The sequence below is a fragment of the Janthinobacterium sp. Ant5-2-1 genome (genome assembly GCF_001445815.1).
Taxonomy (GTDB): domain Bacteria; phylum Pseudomonadota; class Gammaproteobacteria; order Burkholderiales; family Burkholderiaceae_D; genus Janthinobacterium; species Janthinobacterium lividum_E.
In genome coordinates, this window is record NZ_LNCE01000072.1 from 60,894 (window position 1) to 75,512 (window position 14,619).

A 14,619-nucleotide genomic window follows, 5' to 3' on the forward strand; every position below is an offset into this window, starting at 1 on the left:
TCAAGCTGGCCAGCTGGGCGTGGCCGTTTCGCCCATCAGATAGGCGTGATTCAAATCGATGGCGCTGCGCAGGTAGTTCCACAGGGCGCTGACCCGGGCGATATTGCGCCGTTCGCTCGGCGAGATCATCCAGAAGGCGCGCAGCAGGTCGATCTCGCCGTCGAGCACGGGCACCAGTTCGTTCGACTGCTGGGCCACGAAGCAGGGCAGGATCGCCAGCGCCTGGCCCGCGCGCGCCGCGTGGTACTGGGCGATGACGCTGGTGCTGCGAAACGCGCGCAGGGAATCGGGCGCCACGTTGTCCATGTAGCGCAGTTCCGAACTGAAGACCAGGTCGTCCACGTAGCCGATGATCGGGTGCTGCGCCAATTGCGCCACGCTGGTGATCGGCGCGTGGCGCGCCAGGTAGCCCGGCGTGGCGTACAGTTTCAGCCGGTAGTCGGACAGCTTCGTCACGACATACGGGCCGGACAGGGGGCGCTCGATGGAAATGGCCACGTCCGCCTCGCGTTTGGACAGGCTGACGAAACGGGGCACGGCGATCAAGTCCACGCTGATGTGCGGATAGCGGCCGCAAAACTGCGCCAGGTGGGGCGCCAGCACGATGGCGCCGAAGCCCTCGGTGGCGCCCAGGCGCACCTGGCCCGACAGCAGCCGGTTATGTTCGCCCAACTCTTCGGTGGCGGCAAACACCGTGCTTTCCATCGTTTCCGCGTATTCCATCAGGCGGTGGCCCTCGGGCGTCAGCTGGTAGCCCACGTAGTTGCGGTCAAACAGCTGCGTGCCCACCTGCTCCTCGAACTTGCGCATGCGCCGCGACACGGTGGAATGGTCGATGCCCAGCTTTTTCGCCGCATCGACGAGGCCGGCGCTGCGCGTCAGTTCCAGGAAGACCCGTACATTGTCCCAATCGAGCATGGCTTATCCTCTCTGTGCATTTTTGCAAAGGAATTATGCATTAATTTCACTTGAGCGCATATTTTTACACATGCAGAATGCATCTAAACATATAAGAAAACCATCCACCTGGAGACACGCATGAAAAAAACCGTTCTGGCCATGGGCGCGCTGGCGCTCACCCTGTCCTTTGGCGCGCACGCGCAGATTTCCGATGGCGTCGTCAAGGTCGGCATCCTGACCGACATGTCCGGCCCGTATTCGGCCATGGGCGGGCGCGGCTCCGTCGTCGCCAGCCAGATGGCCGTCGAGGATTGTTTGAAGGCCGAATGCAAGGGCATGAAGATCGAGATCCTGTCGGCCGACCACTTGAACAAGGCCGACATCGCCGCCTCCAAGGCACGCGAATGGATAGACCGCGACAAGGTCGACGCCATCGCCGATCTGACCAACTCCTCGGTGGCCCTGTCCGTGCAAAAGCTGATGAAGGAGAAGGGCGGCATCGCCATGTTCAGCGGCCCGGCCACGGGACGCCTGACGAATGAAGACTGCTCGCCGAACGGCTTCCACTGGATGTTCGACACGTATTCGCAGGCGGCCGGCACGGCGGCCGCGCTGACCAAGCTGGGGCAGAAATCGTGGTACTTCGTCACCGTCGATTATGCGTTCGGCCACTCGCTGGAAAAAGACGCCAGTGAAGTCGTCAAGCGCAATGGCGGCACCGTGGTGGGCGCCGTGCGCCATCCGCTGAACGCCTCGGATTTCTCGTCCTTCCTGGTGCAGGCGCAAGGCTCGAAAGCGCAGGTGATCGGCCTGGCCAACGGCGGCGCGGACACGGTGTCGGCCATCAAGCAGGCGCGCGAATTCCGTATCGGCAGCGGCAAGGACCAGCGCCTGGCCGCCTTGCTCGTGTTCCTGTCCGACGTGCATGCGCTGGGGCTGGAAACGGCCCAGGGCCTCGTCTACGCGGACGGCTTTTACTGGGATTACGATGACCGCAGCCGCGCGTTTGCCAAGCGTTTCGAGGCGCTCAACAAGGGCGCCAAGCCGACCATGGTGCAGGCGGGCGTGTATTCGAGCGTCTACCACTACCTGAAATCGGTGGCGGCGGCGAAAAGCGACGACTCGAAGATCGTCGCCCAGAAAATGCGCGAACTGCCGATCAAGGACGCCGTCATGAACAACGCCTCGATCCGCCCCGATGGCCGCGTCATCCACGACATGTACCTGGTGCAGGTGAAGACCCCGGCCGAATCGAAAGGCGCGTGGGACTACCTGAAAGTGCTGTCGACCATCCCCGCCGACCAGGCGTTCAAGCCGATGGATGCGGCCGCGTGCAACCTCGTTAAAAAATAATCACGGAGCCAAACAAATGAACCAAGCCCTCACCCAAGTCCCTACAGTCCCCCTGCACATCGCCGGCAAGCACCATGCGTCAAGCAGCACCGAATGGCGCGACGTCATCAACCCGGCCACGCAGGAAATCGTCGCCAAGGTGCCGTTTTCCACGCCGGACGAAGTCAACCTGGCCGTCGCCACGGCCAAGGAAGCCTTTAAAACCTGGCGCAACACGCCGCTGGCCGCGCGCATGCGCATCATGCTCAAATACCAGCACCTGATCCGCGAAAACATCGGTACTTTAGCCGAACTGATCACGCGCGAACACGGCAAGACCTTGCCCGACGCGGAAGGGGAGGTGATGCGCGGCCTGGAAGTGGTGGAACACGCGTGCTCGATCGCCACCCTGCAGCTGGGCGAGATCGCGGAAAACGCGGCCACCGGTGTCGATGTCTACAACATCTACCAGCCGCTGGGCGTGGGCGCCGGCATCACGGCCTTCAACTTCCCCGTCATGCTACCGTGCTTCATGTTCCCCATCGCCATCGCCTGCGGCAATACCTTTGTATTGAAACCGTCGGAGCAGGATCCGTCCTCGTCGATGTACCTGGTTGAACTGATGTACCAGGCGGGCTTGCCGGCCGGCGTGCTGAATGTCGTGCATGGCGGCGCGGACGTCGTCAACATGCTGTGCGACCATCCCGACATCAAGGCCGTGTCCTTCATCGGTTCCACCCATGTGGGCACGCATGTGTACCGCCGCGCCAGCGAATCGGGCAAGCGCGCGCAATCGATGATGGGTGCGAAAAACCATTGCGTGGTGCTGGCCGACGCCAACAAGGAGCAGGCGATCAATAACCTGATCGGCGCCGCGTTTGGCGCGGCCGGCCAGCGCTGCATGGCCAATTCCGTCGTGGTGCTGGTGGGCGAAGCCCGCTCCTGGCTGCCGGAAATCGTCGCCCGCTCGCAAGCGCTGAAAGTGGGGCCGGGCAGTGACCGCACGGCGGACCTGGGACCGATGGTGTCGAAAGCGGCCATGCAGCGGGCGGAAAAACTGATCCAGGCAGGCGTCGAGGAAGGTGCGCAGCTGCTGCTCGACGGCCGCGGTCACAAGGTGGCGGGCTACGAAGGCGGCAACTTCATGGGGCCGACGATTTTCTCGAAGGTGGCCGCATCGAACTCCGTCTACACGCAGGAAATCTTCGGCCCCGCCATGTGCGTCGTCGAAACGGATACGCTGGACCAGGCCATCGCCTTCATCAACGCCAATCCGAACGGCAACGGCACGTCGATCTTCACCTCGTCCGGCTGGGCGGGGCGCAAATTCCAAAATGAGATCGACGTGGGGCAGGTGGGCATCAACGTGGCCATCCCCGTGCCCGTCGCCTACTTCAGTTTCACTGGCTCGCGCGCGTCGAAGCTGGGCGACCTGGGCCCGAACGGCAAGCAGGCGCTGTATTTCTGGACCCAGACCAAGACCGTCACGGCGCGCTGGTTCGCCCCGGACGATGGCGGCAGCGGCGTCAATACCACCATCTCGATGAAATAAGGGGCTGCCATGGCGACCAACATCGTTTTCATCGGCCTGGGGAACATGGGCTTGCCCATGGCGCAAAACCTCGTGCGGGCGGGCCATGCGGTGACGGGTTTTGACCTGGTGCCGGCCAGCGTGCGGCAGTTTGCGGACGGCGGTGGCCTCGTGTCCGATGACCAGGCGGCGGCGATCCAGGCCGCCGACATCGTCATCACCATGCTGCCGGCCAGCCGCCACGTGCTGGGAGCCTACCTTGGAGACACGGGCATCCTGGCGCAGGCGCGGTCCGGCACCTTGCTGATCGACTGTTCGACGATTTCCACCGAAGCGGCGCGCCAGGTGGGCCGCGCCGCGCAGGAGAAGGGCTTGCCCATGCTGGACGCGCCTGTTTCGGGCGGCACGGCGGGCGCCACCAACGGCACCTTGACCTTCATGGTGGGCGGCGAAGCCTCCGCGCTGGCGGCGGCACGGCCCTATCTGGACGTCATGGGCAAGGCCATCTTCCACGCGGGCGGCTCGGGTTGCGGCCAGACGGTCAAGATCTGCAACAACATGTTGCTGGGGATACTCATGATCGGCACGAGCGAAGCGATACGCCTGGGCGTGGCCAATGGCCTCGATCCAAAAGTGGTGTCGGACGTGATGGCGAAAAGCTCGGGCCGCAACTGGACCCTGGAGGTGTATAACCCGTGTCCGGGCGTGGCGGAAAATGTGCCCGCGTCGCGCGGCTACACGGGCGGCTTCGGCGTCGACCTGATGCTCAAAGACCTGGGCCTGGCCGTGGAAAGCGCGCTGGCCAGCGGAGCCTCCGTGCCGCTGGGCGCCTTGTCGCGCAATTTATATAGTTTGCACAGCAAGGCGGGATCGGGCGCGCTGGATTTTTCCAGCATCTACCAGATGCTGGGCGAGAAGGCTTAAGGCTGTTGCGCCTGCAGGGCGGCCAGTTCCGCCCTGGCTTTTTCCAGCTTGCCTTCCAGCTTGGCGATCTTCTTCGGCTGTTTATTCGCTTCCTGGGCCAGGCGTAGCGAACGCTCCGTCTGGTTCACCTTGGCCTGCGCCTTGACGATCTTCTTGTTGTGGCGTTCGACCAGGCTGCTGTCGCGGCAGTGGGCGTTGACTTCATCGAGCGCGCGCGTGAGGCCCGCGACCTTGTCGGACAGGCCCTGTTCCTGCGCCTGGCGCATTTCGCTGCGGATGCTTTCGCGCTTGGCGGCGCAGCCGGCCAGCTGGGTGTCTGCGGCGCTGGCGCCCACGGAGGCTGCGGCCAGCAGCAGGGTCAAGGCGGTGGTGGCAAGGCGGTTCATGGCGTTCCTGGGTAAGTGGTGAGCCCGTGCAATGTAAGCCCGGCGGCTTGCCCTGTCAAACTTCCCGTACTGTGCGCGCCTGTCTGGCGCGGCATCGGCTACCATGCGTGTTTTCTTCTTCCCGACACCGCCGCATGCCCCAGAAATTCCTCTTGCTGCTGCCTTTTCTGCTGCCGCTGCCTGCCCTGGCGCAAACCTCGCCCACCTTGCTCGACCTGCAGCTGATCGCCATCAAGGCACGGGCGGATGTGGCCAGCCATAGCCCGGAAAGTATCGCCGAGTTTGCCGAGACGCGGCGGCTGGCGGAAACGGGTGACCTGGAGGCACAGCTGGAACTGGCGCGCATGCTGCAGCTGGGCGTCGGCGCGCCGCAAGACACGGCGCAGTCGATGGCCTGGATACGCAATTCGGCCGAAGGCGGCTATGCGCCGGCGCAAGCGGCTTTGGGCTTGGCGTATACCGTGGGCGGCAAGGTGCCCATCGACCGCGTGCAGGGCGAGTACTGGCTGCGCAAGGGCGTGGCGCAGGGCAACGCCGAGGCGCAAACCATCCTGGCGCTGGAATTCATCGATGGCGACAGCAGTGCAGAAGAGCAGGCGCTGGCCATCACCTGGCTGAAGGCGGCGGCGAACGAGCAGCACTTTGTGCCCGCCTACAATGCGCTGGGTGAGCACCTGATGCGCGCCGCCACCGACGAGCAGGACCGCAGCGAGGCTTTCCACTGGTATGACCGATCGGCGCGTGAAAAGGAGCCGGCCGGCATGCGCAACCTGGCCCGCGCGCACGAGCTGGGCCTGGGCGTGAAACAGTCGGACAAGCTGGCCCTGGTCTGGTACGAGCGGGCGGGATGGAGCGGCGACGTGCCCGCCATGCGGCGCATGGTCGATGTGTACGTCAAGGGCGAACTGGGACAACAGGCGAATGCCGAAGACGCCGCCGAATGGCGCGGTAAATTGGCTGAAAAGGAAAACAAATGAAGACCATGCTGTTCATCTTGAGCCTGGCCTTGGCGCAGAGCGTGCTGGCGCAGCCAGCGTCCCTGCAAAAGCCGCGCCAGCATCCGGCGCTCGTGGAATTCGACATGTCCGGCCAGGACGCCATGCGCGCAAAGGTGCAGGCCGTGATCGACCGCCCGGCCGACCTGTCGCCAGAGAAGGTCGCGGCCTTCGACAAGACACGCGCCGCTGCGGAACGGGGCGACACGGCCGCGCAGCTGAAACTGGCGCAGATGCTGCACGAGGGCGAGGGCACGCCGCGCGACTATGACGCCGGCCTGGCCTGGATGAAGAAATCGGCCGAAGGGGGCTATGGCCCGGCGCAGGCTTTCCTGGGCGTGGCCTATACCTTGGGACAGGGCGTGCCGGTCGACCGCAAGCTGGGCGAATACTGGTCGCGCAAGGGCGCCGCGCAAGGCGTGGAACTGGCCAACTTCATGGTGGCCCAGCACTTTGAAAACATCCACAGCAGCCCGGAAGAACAGGCGCACGGGCTGCACTGGCTCAAATACTATGCCGAAAACGGCTTCATCCCCGCCTACAATGAAATCGGCTACCGTCTGATGATGACGGCGAAGGACGAGACGCAGCGCAAGGAAGCGTTCGGCTGGTATATGCGGTCGGCCAAGGCGCTCGATCCGTCGGGCTTGAACAATGTGGCCTATTCGTATGAAGTGGGGCAGGGCGCACGGCAGAGCGACGAGGCGGCCCTGGGCTGGTACGAGATGGCGGCCATCGCCAAAAGCCCGCCGGGGCAGACGGGTTTTGCGCGGCTGCTGGAGCAGGGCCGTGGCGGCCCGACCCGGCAAGGGCCGGCGCCCAAACCGTTTGAGTTGTACCTGCTGGCCGCAAAGCAGGGCGATGCTGAAGCCATCGAACGGCTGGTCAAGGTGTACGATAAGGGCGAGCTGGGACAGGCGGCCGATCCCGCGCAGGCCGCACTGTGGCGTGAAAAGCTCAGGCTGGCCAAGACTCCCTGACCAGGCATGACGGCGTGGAAACGGCATGCTATCATCATTGTTATCGATAACAATATCATGAGAGAACCATGAATCCCGATTTCCGCTCCAAGGCGACGCTCGAAGCGCACATCCTGCATACGATGCACTTTTATCACCCGCGCGCCATCGATGCGAGCGGCGGCTTTTACCACTTCTTCCTCGACGATGGCACCGTGTACGACGCCAGCACGCGCCACCTGGTCAGCAGCACGCGCTTCATCTTCAATTACGCCATGGCCTACCGCCATTTTGGCGGCGACGAATACCAGGCGGCCCTGCGCCACGGCGTGGCCTTCTTGCGCGACGCGCACCGCGACCCGGCCACGGGCGGCTATGCCTGGCAACTGAAATGGCAGGACGGCGTCAAGACAGTCGAAGACGGCGCCAACCACTGCTACGGCCTCGCCTTCGTGCTGCTGGCCTATGCCCACGCCTTGCAGGCGGGCATGACGGAAGCGCGCGCCTACCTGGACGAAACGTTCGAATTGATGGAACAGCGCTTCTGGCTGCCCGAACACGGCCTGTACGCGGACGTGGCCAGCGCCGACTGGTCTGCTCTGGATGGCTACCGTGGCCAGAACGCCAACATGCATGCGTGCGAAGCGATGCTGGCCGCGTTCGAGGCGACGGGCGAGGCGCGCTATCTGCACCGCGCCGAGACGCTGGCGCACAATATCACGGTGCGCCAGGCGGGCCTGGCAAACGGCATGATCTGGGAACACTACACGCCCGATTGGGCTATCGACTGGGATTACAACCTGCACGACAAGAGCAATATCTTCCGCCCGTGGGGCTACCAGCCCGGCCACTTCACGGAGTGGGCCAAGCTGCTGCTGATCATGGAGCGCCACGCCAAGTTCATGGCCGGTCCGTCCGACTGGCTGCTGCCGCGCGCGCGCGAACTGTACGACACGGCCCTGGCCAAGGCCTGGGACGGCGCGCATGGCGGCATCCATTACGGCTTCGGCCCGCAAGATGAAATCTGCGACGGCGACAAATACTTCTGGGTGCAGGCGGAAAGCTTCGCCGCGGCCGCCGTGCTGGCCGCGCGCACCGGGGACGAGGCCTACTGGCAAAGCTACGACAAGATCTGGGACTACAGCTGGCAGCACTTCGTCGACCATGAACATGGCGCCTGGTACCGCATCCTGACGCCCGAGAACCAAAAAATCAGCAAGGAGAAAAGCCCGGCCGGCAAGGTCGATTACCACACCATGGGCGCCTGCTATGAAGTGTTGAACGTGATTGGCGGTGCGGCATGAGCGCCTCTTTTCCAACTTTTGTGTCGGCCGGCGAAGCGCTGACGGACATGCTGCGCACGGGCCCTGACACGTGGAGCAGCCAGGTGGGCGGCTCGACCTGGAACGTGGCGCGCGTGATGGCGCGCCTGGGCGTGCCCAGCGCCTTTGCGGGCGCCGTCAGCCGCGACGTCTTCGGCGATGCGCTGGCCGCTGCCACCGACGTGGCGGGGCTTGACATGCGCTTCCTGCAGCGCCATGCGAAGTCGCCGCTGCTGGCCATCGTGCATGAACTGCATCCGCCCACGTATTACTTCATCGGCGACGACAGCGCCGACCTGCATTTCGACGCGGCGCTCTTGCCGGCCGGCTGGATGCAGGGTGCGCAATGGGTGCATTTCGGCGGCATCAGCCTGGCGCGCGAACCGCTGGCGGGCAAGCTGGTGGCGCTGGCGCAGGAACTGAAGGCGGCTGGCGTGAAAATCAGCTACGACCCGAATTTCCGCATCATGATGGATGAGCGCTACGACGCCACCCTGCGCCGCATGACGGAGCTGGCCGACGTGATCAAGGTGTCCGATGAAGACTTGGCGGGCCTGTTCCGCCATGGCGACATCGATGGCGCGTTTGCCATGCTGCGCAGCTGGAATCCGCACGCCACGTATTTGTATACGCGCGGCGCGCAGGGCGCGGCCCTGTTCCAGGGCGAACGGACATGGCAGGCGGCGCCGCCCGTCATCGAGGTGGTCGACTCGGTGGGGGCGGGCGACGCCAGTATCGGCGGCTTGCTGTACAGCCTGATGTACCGCCCGGATGCCGACGGCGGCCAGCACTTGCGCTTTGCCGTCGCGGCCGGCGCGGGTGCCTGCCTGGCGGCCGGTGCCGCGCCGCCTTCGGTGGAGCTGGTGCAGTCGCTCGAGACACGCACGGTCGTCAGTTAAGTCAGCTTGGGCTGATCTGCATCAACAAGGTAGCCACGTTTGGGCTTGGCCTACCTTGTCGTAAGCCGTGCTCCTACATGGCCGCCGCAGGGCGCTGTCTAGAATGTGCACTTCATGTGTACAACTGGAGACAACATCATGGCCACCCAATCACCTCAGGCAGCTTCCGTTTCCCAAACACAGGCAGGCATGCCGGATATGGACGCGATCGAGCTGCTGACGCAAGATCATCAAACCGTCAAAGAACTGTTCGAACAGTATGAGGGCCTCAGCGACCGTTCGCTCGTCAGCAAGCGCAAGCTGGCCCTGAAAATCTGTGAGGAACTGAGCAAGCATGCGATGGTGGAAGAAGAAATCTTCTATCCCGCCGTGCGCGACGCCAGCCGTTCGAACGAAGATTTGATCGATGAAGCCACCGTCGAGCACGCATCAGCCAAGGAGCTGATCGCGCAAATCGTCGCCATGGCGCCCGGCGAAGACTTGTATGACGCCAAGGTCAAGGTCCTGTCCGAGCAAATCGATCACCACGTGCTGGAAGAGGAAGGCGAGATTTTCCCGCGCGCGCGCGACGCGGAAATCGACCTGGAAGCCATGGGCAGCCAGATCGCGGCGCGCAAGGCGGAAATCGAGCTGCCCGACATGCAGGCGTGAGCGCAATGGATGCGCGTGGCTAGCGCGCGCGTCCCGTCGATGCGCGTTCCATCAAGGTAAACGCCATCAAATGATGCGTGGCCGTCGCCGTTTCGCCGGCGCGGCGCTGGCGGATTTCGTCGATGACGAGACTGACGGCGGCGCGCGCCATGTCGGCGATGGGCTGGTGGATGGTGGTCAGCTCGGGCCAGACGGTGGTGGCGACGGGCGTGTCGTCGAAGCCGCACACGCTCAATTCCGCCGGCACCTGCAAGCCCATGCCGTGCGCCACGGCCAGGGTGGCGGCGGCCATGTCGTCGTTGCTGGCGAAGATGGCGCTCGGGTGCGGTGCCTGCGCCAGCAGCTGGCGCGCCGCGTCCAGCCCCGAACGATACGTAAAGTAACCTTGCGCCACCCTGTGCGGCGCCACTGGCAAGCCCGCTTCCCGCATGGCGTCCTCGAAGGCCTGGCGGCGCAGCAGGGCGGGCGTGTGCGCCGGGTCGCCTTCGACGAAGCCGATGTCGCGGTGGCCCAGCGCAAGCAAGTGGCGCGTCATGGCCAGCGCGCCTTCATAGTCGTCGATGCGCACGGCCGAGACGCCGGGCGAGGGACGCGCCGTGGCCACGGCGATGGCGGGGATGCCCATGGTATTGAGTTGCGCCAGCACGGCGGGCGAATCGCACAGGGGCGGCGGCACGAGGATGCCGTCCACGCCGGCCGCCACCAGGCAATCGATGCCGGCGCGCTGGCTGTCCTGGTCTTCGCAACGCTCGAGCAGCAGCTGGCCGCCGCCCTGGCGGCACTGGTCCATGGCGCCGACGAGAAATTCGCTGAGAAAGGCCGCGCTGGGGTTGCTGTATAGCAGGCCGATGCGCAGGGTGCCCGTGCGGGCCGCTCTGGCCGCCAGGTTGGGCTGATAGTGCAGGCTGGCGATCGCCGCCTCGACCTTGTCGCGCGTGGCCGTGCTGACGCTGGCGCGCCCGTTGATCACGCGCGATACCGTCATGGCCGATACGCCGGCCACGCGCGCCACGTCGTGCACGGTGGCCCCGCTGGCGGTGTCTGGTGCGGCGTGCGCCGCCTTATTCGAGGTGGCCACCGAATTTCAGCTTGCCGCTGATGCGCATGCCGTGCAATTGGCCTTCTTCCAGCTCGGCGGCGCTGGTGCGTTGCGCCGTGTCGCGCCGCGCCAGTCCCACCGACAGGATATCGAGCATCATCAGCTGCAGCAGGCGCACGATCATGGGCACGAAATTAAGGTTGCCTTCCGGGTGGTTCAAGGTCAGCAGCACGTCGGCCAGCTTGGCCAGCGGCGAACCGCTGGCCGTGATCGCCAGCACGCGCGCGCCGCAGCCCTGCGCCACCTTGACGGTGCGCAGCAGGTCGGGCAGGGCGCCCGAGCGGGAAATGACCAGCGCCACGTCGCCCGGTTTCAGCATGGCGGCGCTCATTTCCTGCGCCTGCGGGTCGGCAAAGAAGCTGCTGACGATGCCCAGGTTGAGCAGCTTGTGCTGCATGTCGTCGGCCACCACGCGGGCGCTGCCCACGGCCAGCAGCTCCACGCGCTGCGCGCTGCGCAGCAGTTCGATGGCCGCCGTCAGCGCCTTCACGTCGAGCATGTCGCGCATGGCCAGCGCGGCCGAGGCATTGTTGCCCAGCACCTTGCGCGCCAGTTCGGCGTCGGAGTCCGAGATCTCCACATGGCAGTGGGCCACCGTGATGGCGCCGCCCGTCAGGCCGGATGCCAGCTTCAATTTGAAGTCGGCCAGGCCCTGCACGCCGATCGAACGGCAAAAACGCATCACGGTGGGCTGGCTCACGCCCACCCGCTGGGCGATTTCCGCGATCGGCAGGGTCAGCATGGCGTTCGGTTCCTTCAGCACCCAGTCGGCCACCTTGCATTCCGATGGGCTCATGCGCCCGCGCGCCTGGCGCACGGATTCGAGCACGGGCGCGCCGGTATGGGCGCGCTTGAGCTTTTGCGCCAGGATGGCGGCGATGCCCAGGAAAGTCGGCAGTTCAGCCGTGATCAGGAAGGTGGGAATCTGCGCCAGGTATTCGTTCAGGCGGCCCTTTTGCTCGAAGCGGGCGCGGAACTGCGACTGTTCGAACAGGGGCCCCAGGCGCGGCACGATGCCTCCGCCTATATAGATGCCACCCAGCGCGCCCAGGGTCATGGCTACGTTGCCGGCGATGGAGCCGAGGATGGCGCAAAAGCAGTCCACCGCTTCCAGGCACACGTCGCATTCATTGTTCAGGGCGCGGCTGGTGATGTCGGCCGCCAGCAGCGGCGGCGCATCGGGCTTGCCGGCGCGCTCGGACAGGGCGCGGTAGATCAGTTCCAGCCCCCGTCCGGAAGCGAGACGTTCGGCCGAGACGTGCGACAACTCGCGCCAGGCGAAGGACAGCACGTCCATCTCGCGCTGGTCGCAGGGGGCGAAGCTGACGTGGCCTCCTTCGCTGCCCAGCGCGATCCAGCGGTCTTCCGCGGGGATCATGCCCGACACGCCCAGGCCCGTGCCCGAACCGAGCAAGCCGATGACGCTGTCGGCGCGCGCCATGCCGCCGCCGATCTGCAGGCGCTGGTCGGGCCGCAGATAGGGCAGGGCCATGGCCAGCGCCGTGAAGTCGTTCACCACCAGCAGGGTGTCGAGGCCCAGCGCGGCGCGCATCGCCTCGATCGAGAAGAACCAGTGATGGTTCATCATGCGGATATTGTCGTCGTCGATGGGATTGGCGATGGCGATGGCCGCATGGCGCACGCGCGCCGAACCGGCGGCGCGCGCCTCGCCGCTATCCATATAGGCGGTGATGGCGTCTAGCAGCGAAGCGTAGTCGTCGCAGGGCAGCACGGCTACCGCTTCCAGGTGGCCCTGGCGCGTTTCCAGCACGAAGCGGGCATTGGTGCCGCCGATGTCCGCCAGCAGGCGCGGCCCTTCACTGAAACGCTCCGCCGGATCGCTGCCTGCTACTTCCATTTTTTCATCAATTTTCATGGCGGTGCCTAGTCTCGTATGCGTGCACGGTCATGGCCGCGCACTGTCGTTATGGCAAAAACCAAGGATTTTAATTCGTATACGTGCCGCGTGCCGAAAAATGCGGGTTGCCTGCGCAAATGCTTTTCCATAGTGCCAGATGCGGTGGCGCCAGCGGGAAAAACAGGGCAGTCAACTCGCCTGTCGGTACGCAAATAAAGTGTCGCAGAGTAGTCGTAGGATTACAACATAATATGTTGATATTTGTTCGTAGTATAGTTACTATGTCCCTGCTGGAAAGAATTCTGGCCAGTACATTCGGCCACGAATGACTAGATAAAAAATAACTACTGAGGAGACTTACCATGCTGCATCGCAACATGTTGAAGGCCGTGTTGAAGACACTGCCGGCTGCCATCGTCTTAGCCATCGCCAGCGGTTCCGCTGCCGCCGATCCAATGTACCCATCCGACTCCGAAGGCTTCCACGGCTACTTGCGCGCTGGCGCCGGCAGCAATACCTCGGGCGACGGCGGTTCGCAAGGCTGCTTCGGTCTCGGCGGCAATACCATGAAATATCGTCTGGGCAATGAGTGCGACGCCTACACGGAATTCGGCTACACCAAGTCCGTCGCCAAGTCCGGCGGCGTGAACTACCTGGCCACGATTTGGGTCAACGCCTACGCGCCAAACTCGGATTTCGGCGACAACAAGCTGGGCATCGTCAAAGCCTATGTCGAAGCGCAGGGACTCGATTTCCTGAACGGCGGCACGGCCTGGATCGGTAAACGCTTCTACTACCGTCCTGACATCCACATGCTGGATCTGCAATACATCAACATGAACGGCACGGGCGCCGGCCTGGACCGCATTCCTGCCGGTCCTGGTAAATTCTCGTATGCCTTCTTCAAGGACAACGACATCAACGACCGCAATGCCGACGGCACCATCCGTGGCACCAAGTCGGCCGTGCGCCAGAACTTCATCTACGGCGAAATCCCCGTCAATGAAAACGGCACCCTGGACCTGGCCGCGACCTACATCATCGGCGAAGGCAAGGACACCGACGCTTTTGGCGAAAAGCACAACGGCTGGCAGTTGTCGGCATTCCACCGTCAAGGCAAGGTATTTGGCGGCGGCAATACCTTCGGCGTGCAGTACGGCGTCGGTCCTGGCACGGGCAAGGGCGCGCAGTTCGGCGCGTCGGGCGACACCGGTTTCGGTTCGGACGTGAAACGCACGCGCATCTTCAATGACATGGCGATCCAGCCGATGGCCAACTTCGGCATGGAATTTGTCGCCCTGTGGCAAAAAGACGAGTCGAAAGCCACCGGTTCCTCGACCTGGACGTCGGTCGGCGTGCGTCCCGTGTACGCCTTCACCGACAACTTCAAACTGGTGGGCGAACTGGGCACGGACCGCGTGACGCAATCGGGCGGCCAGCCAGCCAAGCGCTTGACCAAGCTGACCATCGCACCGACGATCTCGGCCGGTCCTGGCCTGTGGTCGCGTCCTGAACTGCGCGCTTTCGTGACGTACGGCAAATGGAACGATGCGGCTACCGCCTCGGTCAACGCGTCGAACAACGGCGGCCCGATCTATAACAACAATACCAGCGGCACTTCCTACGGTTTCCAGGTAGAAACCTGGTTCTAAGTTTGCAGGCGTTGTAAGTCAAGTTCAACCTGGCGCATCCTTCGCGGATGCGTTTTTGGCGCCGTCCCGTGATATAAATGCAATGTAGTCATGTCATGGATCACGGCGCCG

General features: G+C 64.1%; 13 protein-coding genes. 9 read left to right on the forward strand and 4 right to left on the reverse strand.

What is annotated here, in order from left to right; all coding sequences use genetic code 11:
• Positions 1 to 918 carry a LysR family transcriptional regulator gene (locus ASN89_RS22420; protein WP_046683753.1) on the reverse strand — a complete coding sequence of 306 codons (918 nt, stop codon included), beginning with the start codon at positions 916 to 918 and terminating at the stop codon, positions 1 to 3.
• 120 nt (positions 919 to 1,038) lie between these two features.
• Between ASN89_RS22420 and ASN89_RS22425 the strand changes: the two genes are divergently transcribed.
• From ASN89_RS22425 to mmsB, 3 genes are read left to right on the forward strand one after another with little or no spacing between them, the layout of a single operon-like run.
• Positions 1,039 to 2,253, forward strand: a complete 1,215-nt coding sequence (locus ASN89_RS22425) for an ABC transporter substrate-binding protein (protein WP_058050819.1) — start codon at positions 1,039 to 1,041, stop codon at positions 2,251 to 2,253.
• A gap of 16 nt (positions 2,254 to 2,269) precedes the next feature.
• The gene (locus ASN89_RS22430) at positions 2,270 to 3,784 is read left to right on the forward strand and encodes a CoA-acylating methylmalonate-semialdehyde dehydrogenase (RefSeq protein ID WP_058050820.1); all 1,515 of its coding nucleotides are present in this window, start codon (positions 2,270 to 2,272) and stop codon (positions 3,782 to 3,784) included.
• 9 nt (positions 3,785 to 3,793) lie between these two features.
• Positions 3,794 to 4,687: a 3-hydroxyisobutyrate dehydrogenase gene (mmsB, locus tag ASN89_RS22435; RefSeq protein WP_058050821.1), complete on the forward strand. Its 894-nt coding sequence runs from the start codon at positions 3,794 to 3,796 to the stop codon at positions 4,685 to 4,687.
• On the opposite strand, the gene ASN89_RS22440 is transcribed toward mmsB, so the two are convergent.
• Positions 4,684 to 5,073, reverse strand: coding sequence for a DUF1090 family protein (locus tag ASN89_RS22440; RefSeq protein ID WP_058050822.1), 390 nt, complete (start codon positions 5,071 to 5,073; stop codon positions 4,684 to 4,686). The two genes, mmsB and ASN89_RS22440, sit on opposite strands and share 4 nt — an antisense overlap.
• Before the next feature lie 134 nt (positions 5,074 to 5,207).
• On the opposite strand from ASN89_RS22440, the gene ASN89_RS22445 reads away from it, so the two are divergent.
• The 5 genes from ASN89_RS22445 (at position 5,208) to ASN89_RS22465 (ending at position 9,899) form a co-directional block, all read left to right on the forward strand.
• Positions 5,208 to 6,050, forward strand: coding sequence for a tetratricopeptide repeat protein (locus ASN89_RS22445; protein WP_058050823.1), 843 nt, complete (start codon positions 5,208 to 5,210; stop codon positions 6,048 to 6,050).
• Positions 6,047 to 7,048 (forward strand): tetratricopeptide repeat protein, encoded by a 1,002-nt coding sequence (locus ASN89_RS22450; RefSeq protein ID WP_058050824.1) that lies wholly within the window; start codon positions 6,047 to 6,049, stop codon positions 7,046 to 7,048. The genes ASN89_RS22445 and ASN89_RS22450 overlap by 4 nt, the downstream gene beginning before the upstream one ends.
• Positions 7,049 to 7,116: 68 nt before the next feature.
• Complete coding sequence (locus tag ASN89_RS22455; RefSeq protein WP_058050825.1) at positions 7,117 to 8,331, forward strand: AGE family epimerase/isomerase; 1,215 nt, start codon at positions 7,117 to 7,119, stop codon at positions 8,329 to 8,331.
• Complete coding sequence (locus ASN89_RS22460) at positions 8,328 to 9,248, forward strand: carbohydrate kinase family protein (protein WP_058050826.1); 921 nt, start codon at positions 8,328 to 8,330, stop codon at positions 9,246 to 9,248. The genes ASN89_RS22455 and ASN89_RS22460 overlap by 4 nt, the downstream gene beginning before the upstream one ends.
• A 198-nt stretch (positions 9,249 to 9,446) precedes the next feature.
• Positions 9,447 to 9,899, forward strand: a complete 453-nt coding sequence (locus ASN89_RS22465) for a hemerythrin domain-containing protein (RefSeq protein WP_235502044.1) — start codon at positions 9,447 to 9,449, stop codon at positions 9,897 to 9,899.
• A gap of 19 nt (positions 9,900 to 9,918) precedes the next feature.
• Here ASN89_RS22465 and ASN89_RS22470 read toward each other — a convergent pair whose 3' ends face one another.
• Together ASN89_RS22470 and ASN89_RS22475 are read right to left on the reverse strand one after the other, a co-directional pair.
• On the reverse strand, positions 9,919 to 10,977 hold the full coding sequence (locus ASN89_RS22470; RefSeq protein ID WP_082654698.1) for a LacI family DNA-binding transcriptional regulator: 1,059 nt from the start codon (positions 10,975 to 10,977) through the stop codon (positions 9,919 to 9,921).
• The gene (locus ASN89_RS22475) at positions 10,961 to 12,874 is read right to left on the reverse strand and encodes a glucokinase (protein ID WP_046683762.1); all 1,914 of its coding nucleotides are present in this window, start codon (positions 12,872 to 12,874) and stop codon (positions 10,961 to 10,963) included. Before ASN89_RS22475 ends, ASN89_RS22470 begins: the two co-directional genes overlap by 17 nt.
• Positions 12,875 to 13,218: 344 nt before the next feature.
• Between ASN89_RS22475 and ASN89_RS22480 the strand changes: the two genes are divergently transcribed.
• Positions 13,219 to 14,508 carry a maltoporin gene (locus ASN89_RS22480; protein WP_082654699.1) on the forward strand — a complete coding sequence of 430 codons (1,290 nt, stop codon included), beginning with the start codon at positions 13,219 to 13,221 and terminating at the stop codon, positions 14,506 to 14,508.
• Positions 14,509 to 14,619 lie beyond the last annotated feature (111 nt).

Excerpts from the sequence above, each read along its gene's own strand:
- ASN89_RS22430 (WP_058050820.1), top strand. The coding sequence starts at position 2,270 with ATGAACCAAGCCCTCACCCAAGTCCCTACAGTCCCCCTGCACATCGCC.
- ASN89_RS22460 (WP_058050826.1), top strand. The coding sequence starts at position 8,328 with ATGAGCGCCTCTTTTCCAACTTTTGTGTCGGCCGGCGAAGCGCTGACG.
- ASN89_RS22445 (WP_058050823.1), top strand. The coding sequence starts at position 5,208 with ATGCCCCAGAAATTCCTCTTGCTGCTGCCTTTTCTGCTGCCGCTGCCT.
- ASN89_RS22465 (WP_235502044.1), top strand. The coding sequence starts at position 9,447 with ATGGACGCGATCGAGCTGCTGACGCAAGATCATCAAACCGTCAAAGAA.
- mmsB (WP_058050821.1), top strand. The coding sequence starts at position 3,794 with ATGGCGACCAACATCGTTTTCATCGGCCTGGGGAACATGGGCTTGCCC.
- ASN89_RS22480 (WP_082654699.1), top strand. The coding sequence starts at position 13,219 with ATGCTGCATCGCAACATGTTGAAGGCCGTGTTGAAGACACTGCCGGCT.
- ASN89_RS22475 (WP_046683762.1), bottom strand. The coding sequence starts at position 12,874 with ATGAAAATTGATGAAAAAATGGAAGTAGCAGGCAGCGATCCGGCGGAG.
- ASN89_RS22455 (WP_058050825.1), top strand. The coding sequence starts at position 7,117 with ATGAATCCCGATTTCCGCTCCAAGGCGACGCTCGAAGCGCACATCCTG.
- ASN89_RS22420 (WP_046683753.1), bottom strand. The coding sequence starts at position 918 with ATGCTCGATTGGGACAATGTACGGGTCTTCCTGGAACTGACGCGCAGC.
- ASN89_RS22440 (WP_058050822.1), bottom strand. The coding sequence starts at position 5,073 with ATGAACCGCCTTGCCACCACCGCCTTGACCCTGCTGCTGGCCGCAGCC.
- ASN89_RS22425 (WP_058050819.1), top strand. The coding sequence starts at position 1,039 with ATGAAAAAAACCGTTCTGGCCATGGGCGCGCTGGCGCTCACCCTGTCC.
- ASN89_RS22450 (WP_058050824.1), top strand. The coding sequence starts at position 6,047 with ATGAAGACCATGCTGTTCATCTTGAGCCTGGCCTTGGCGCAGAGCGTG.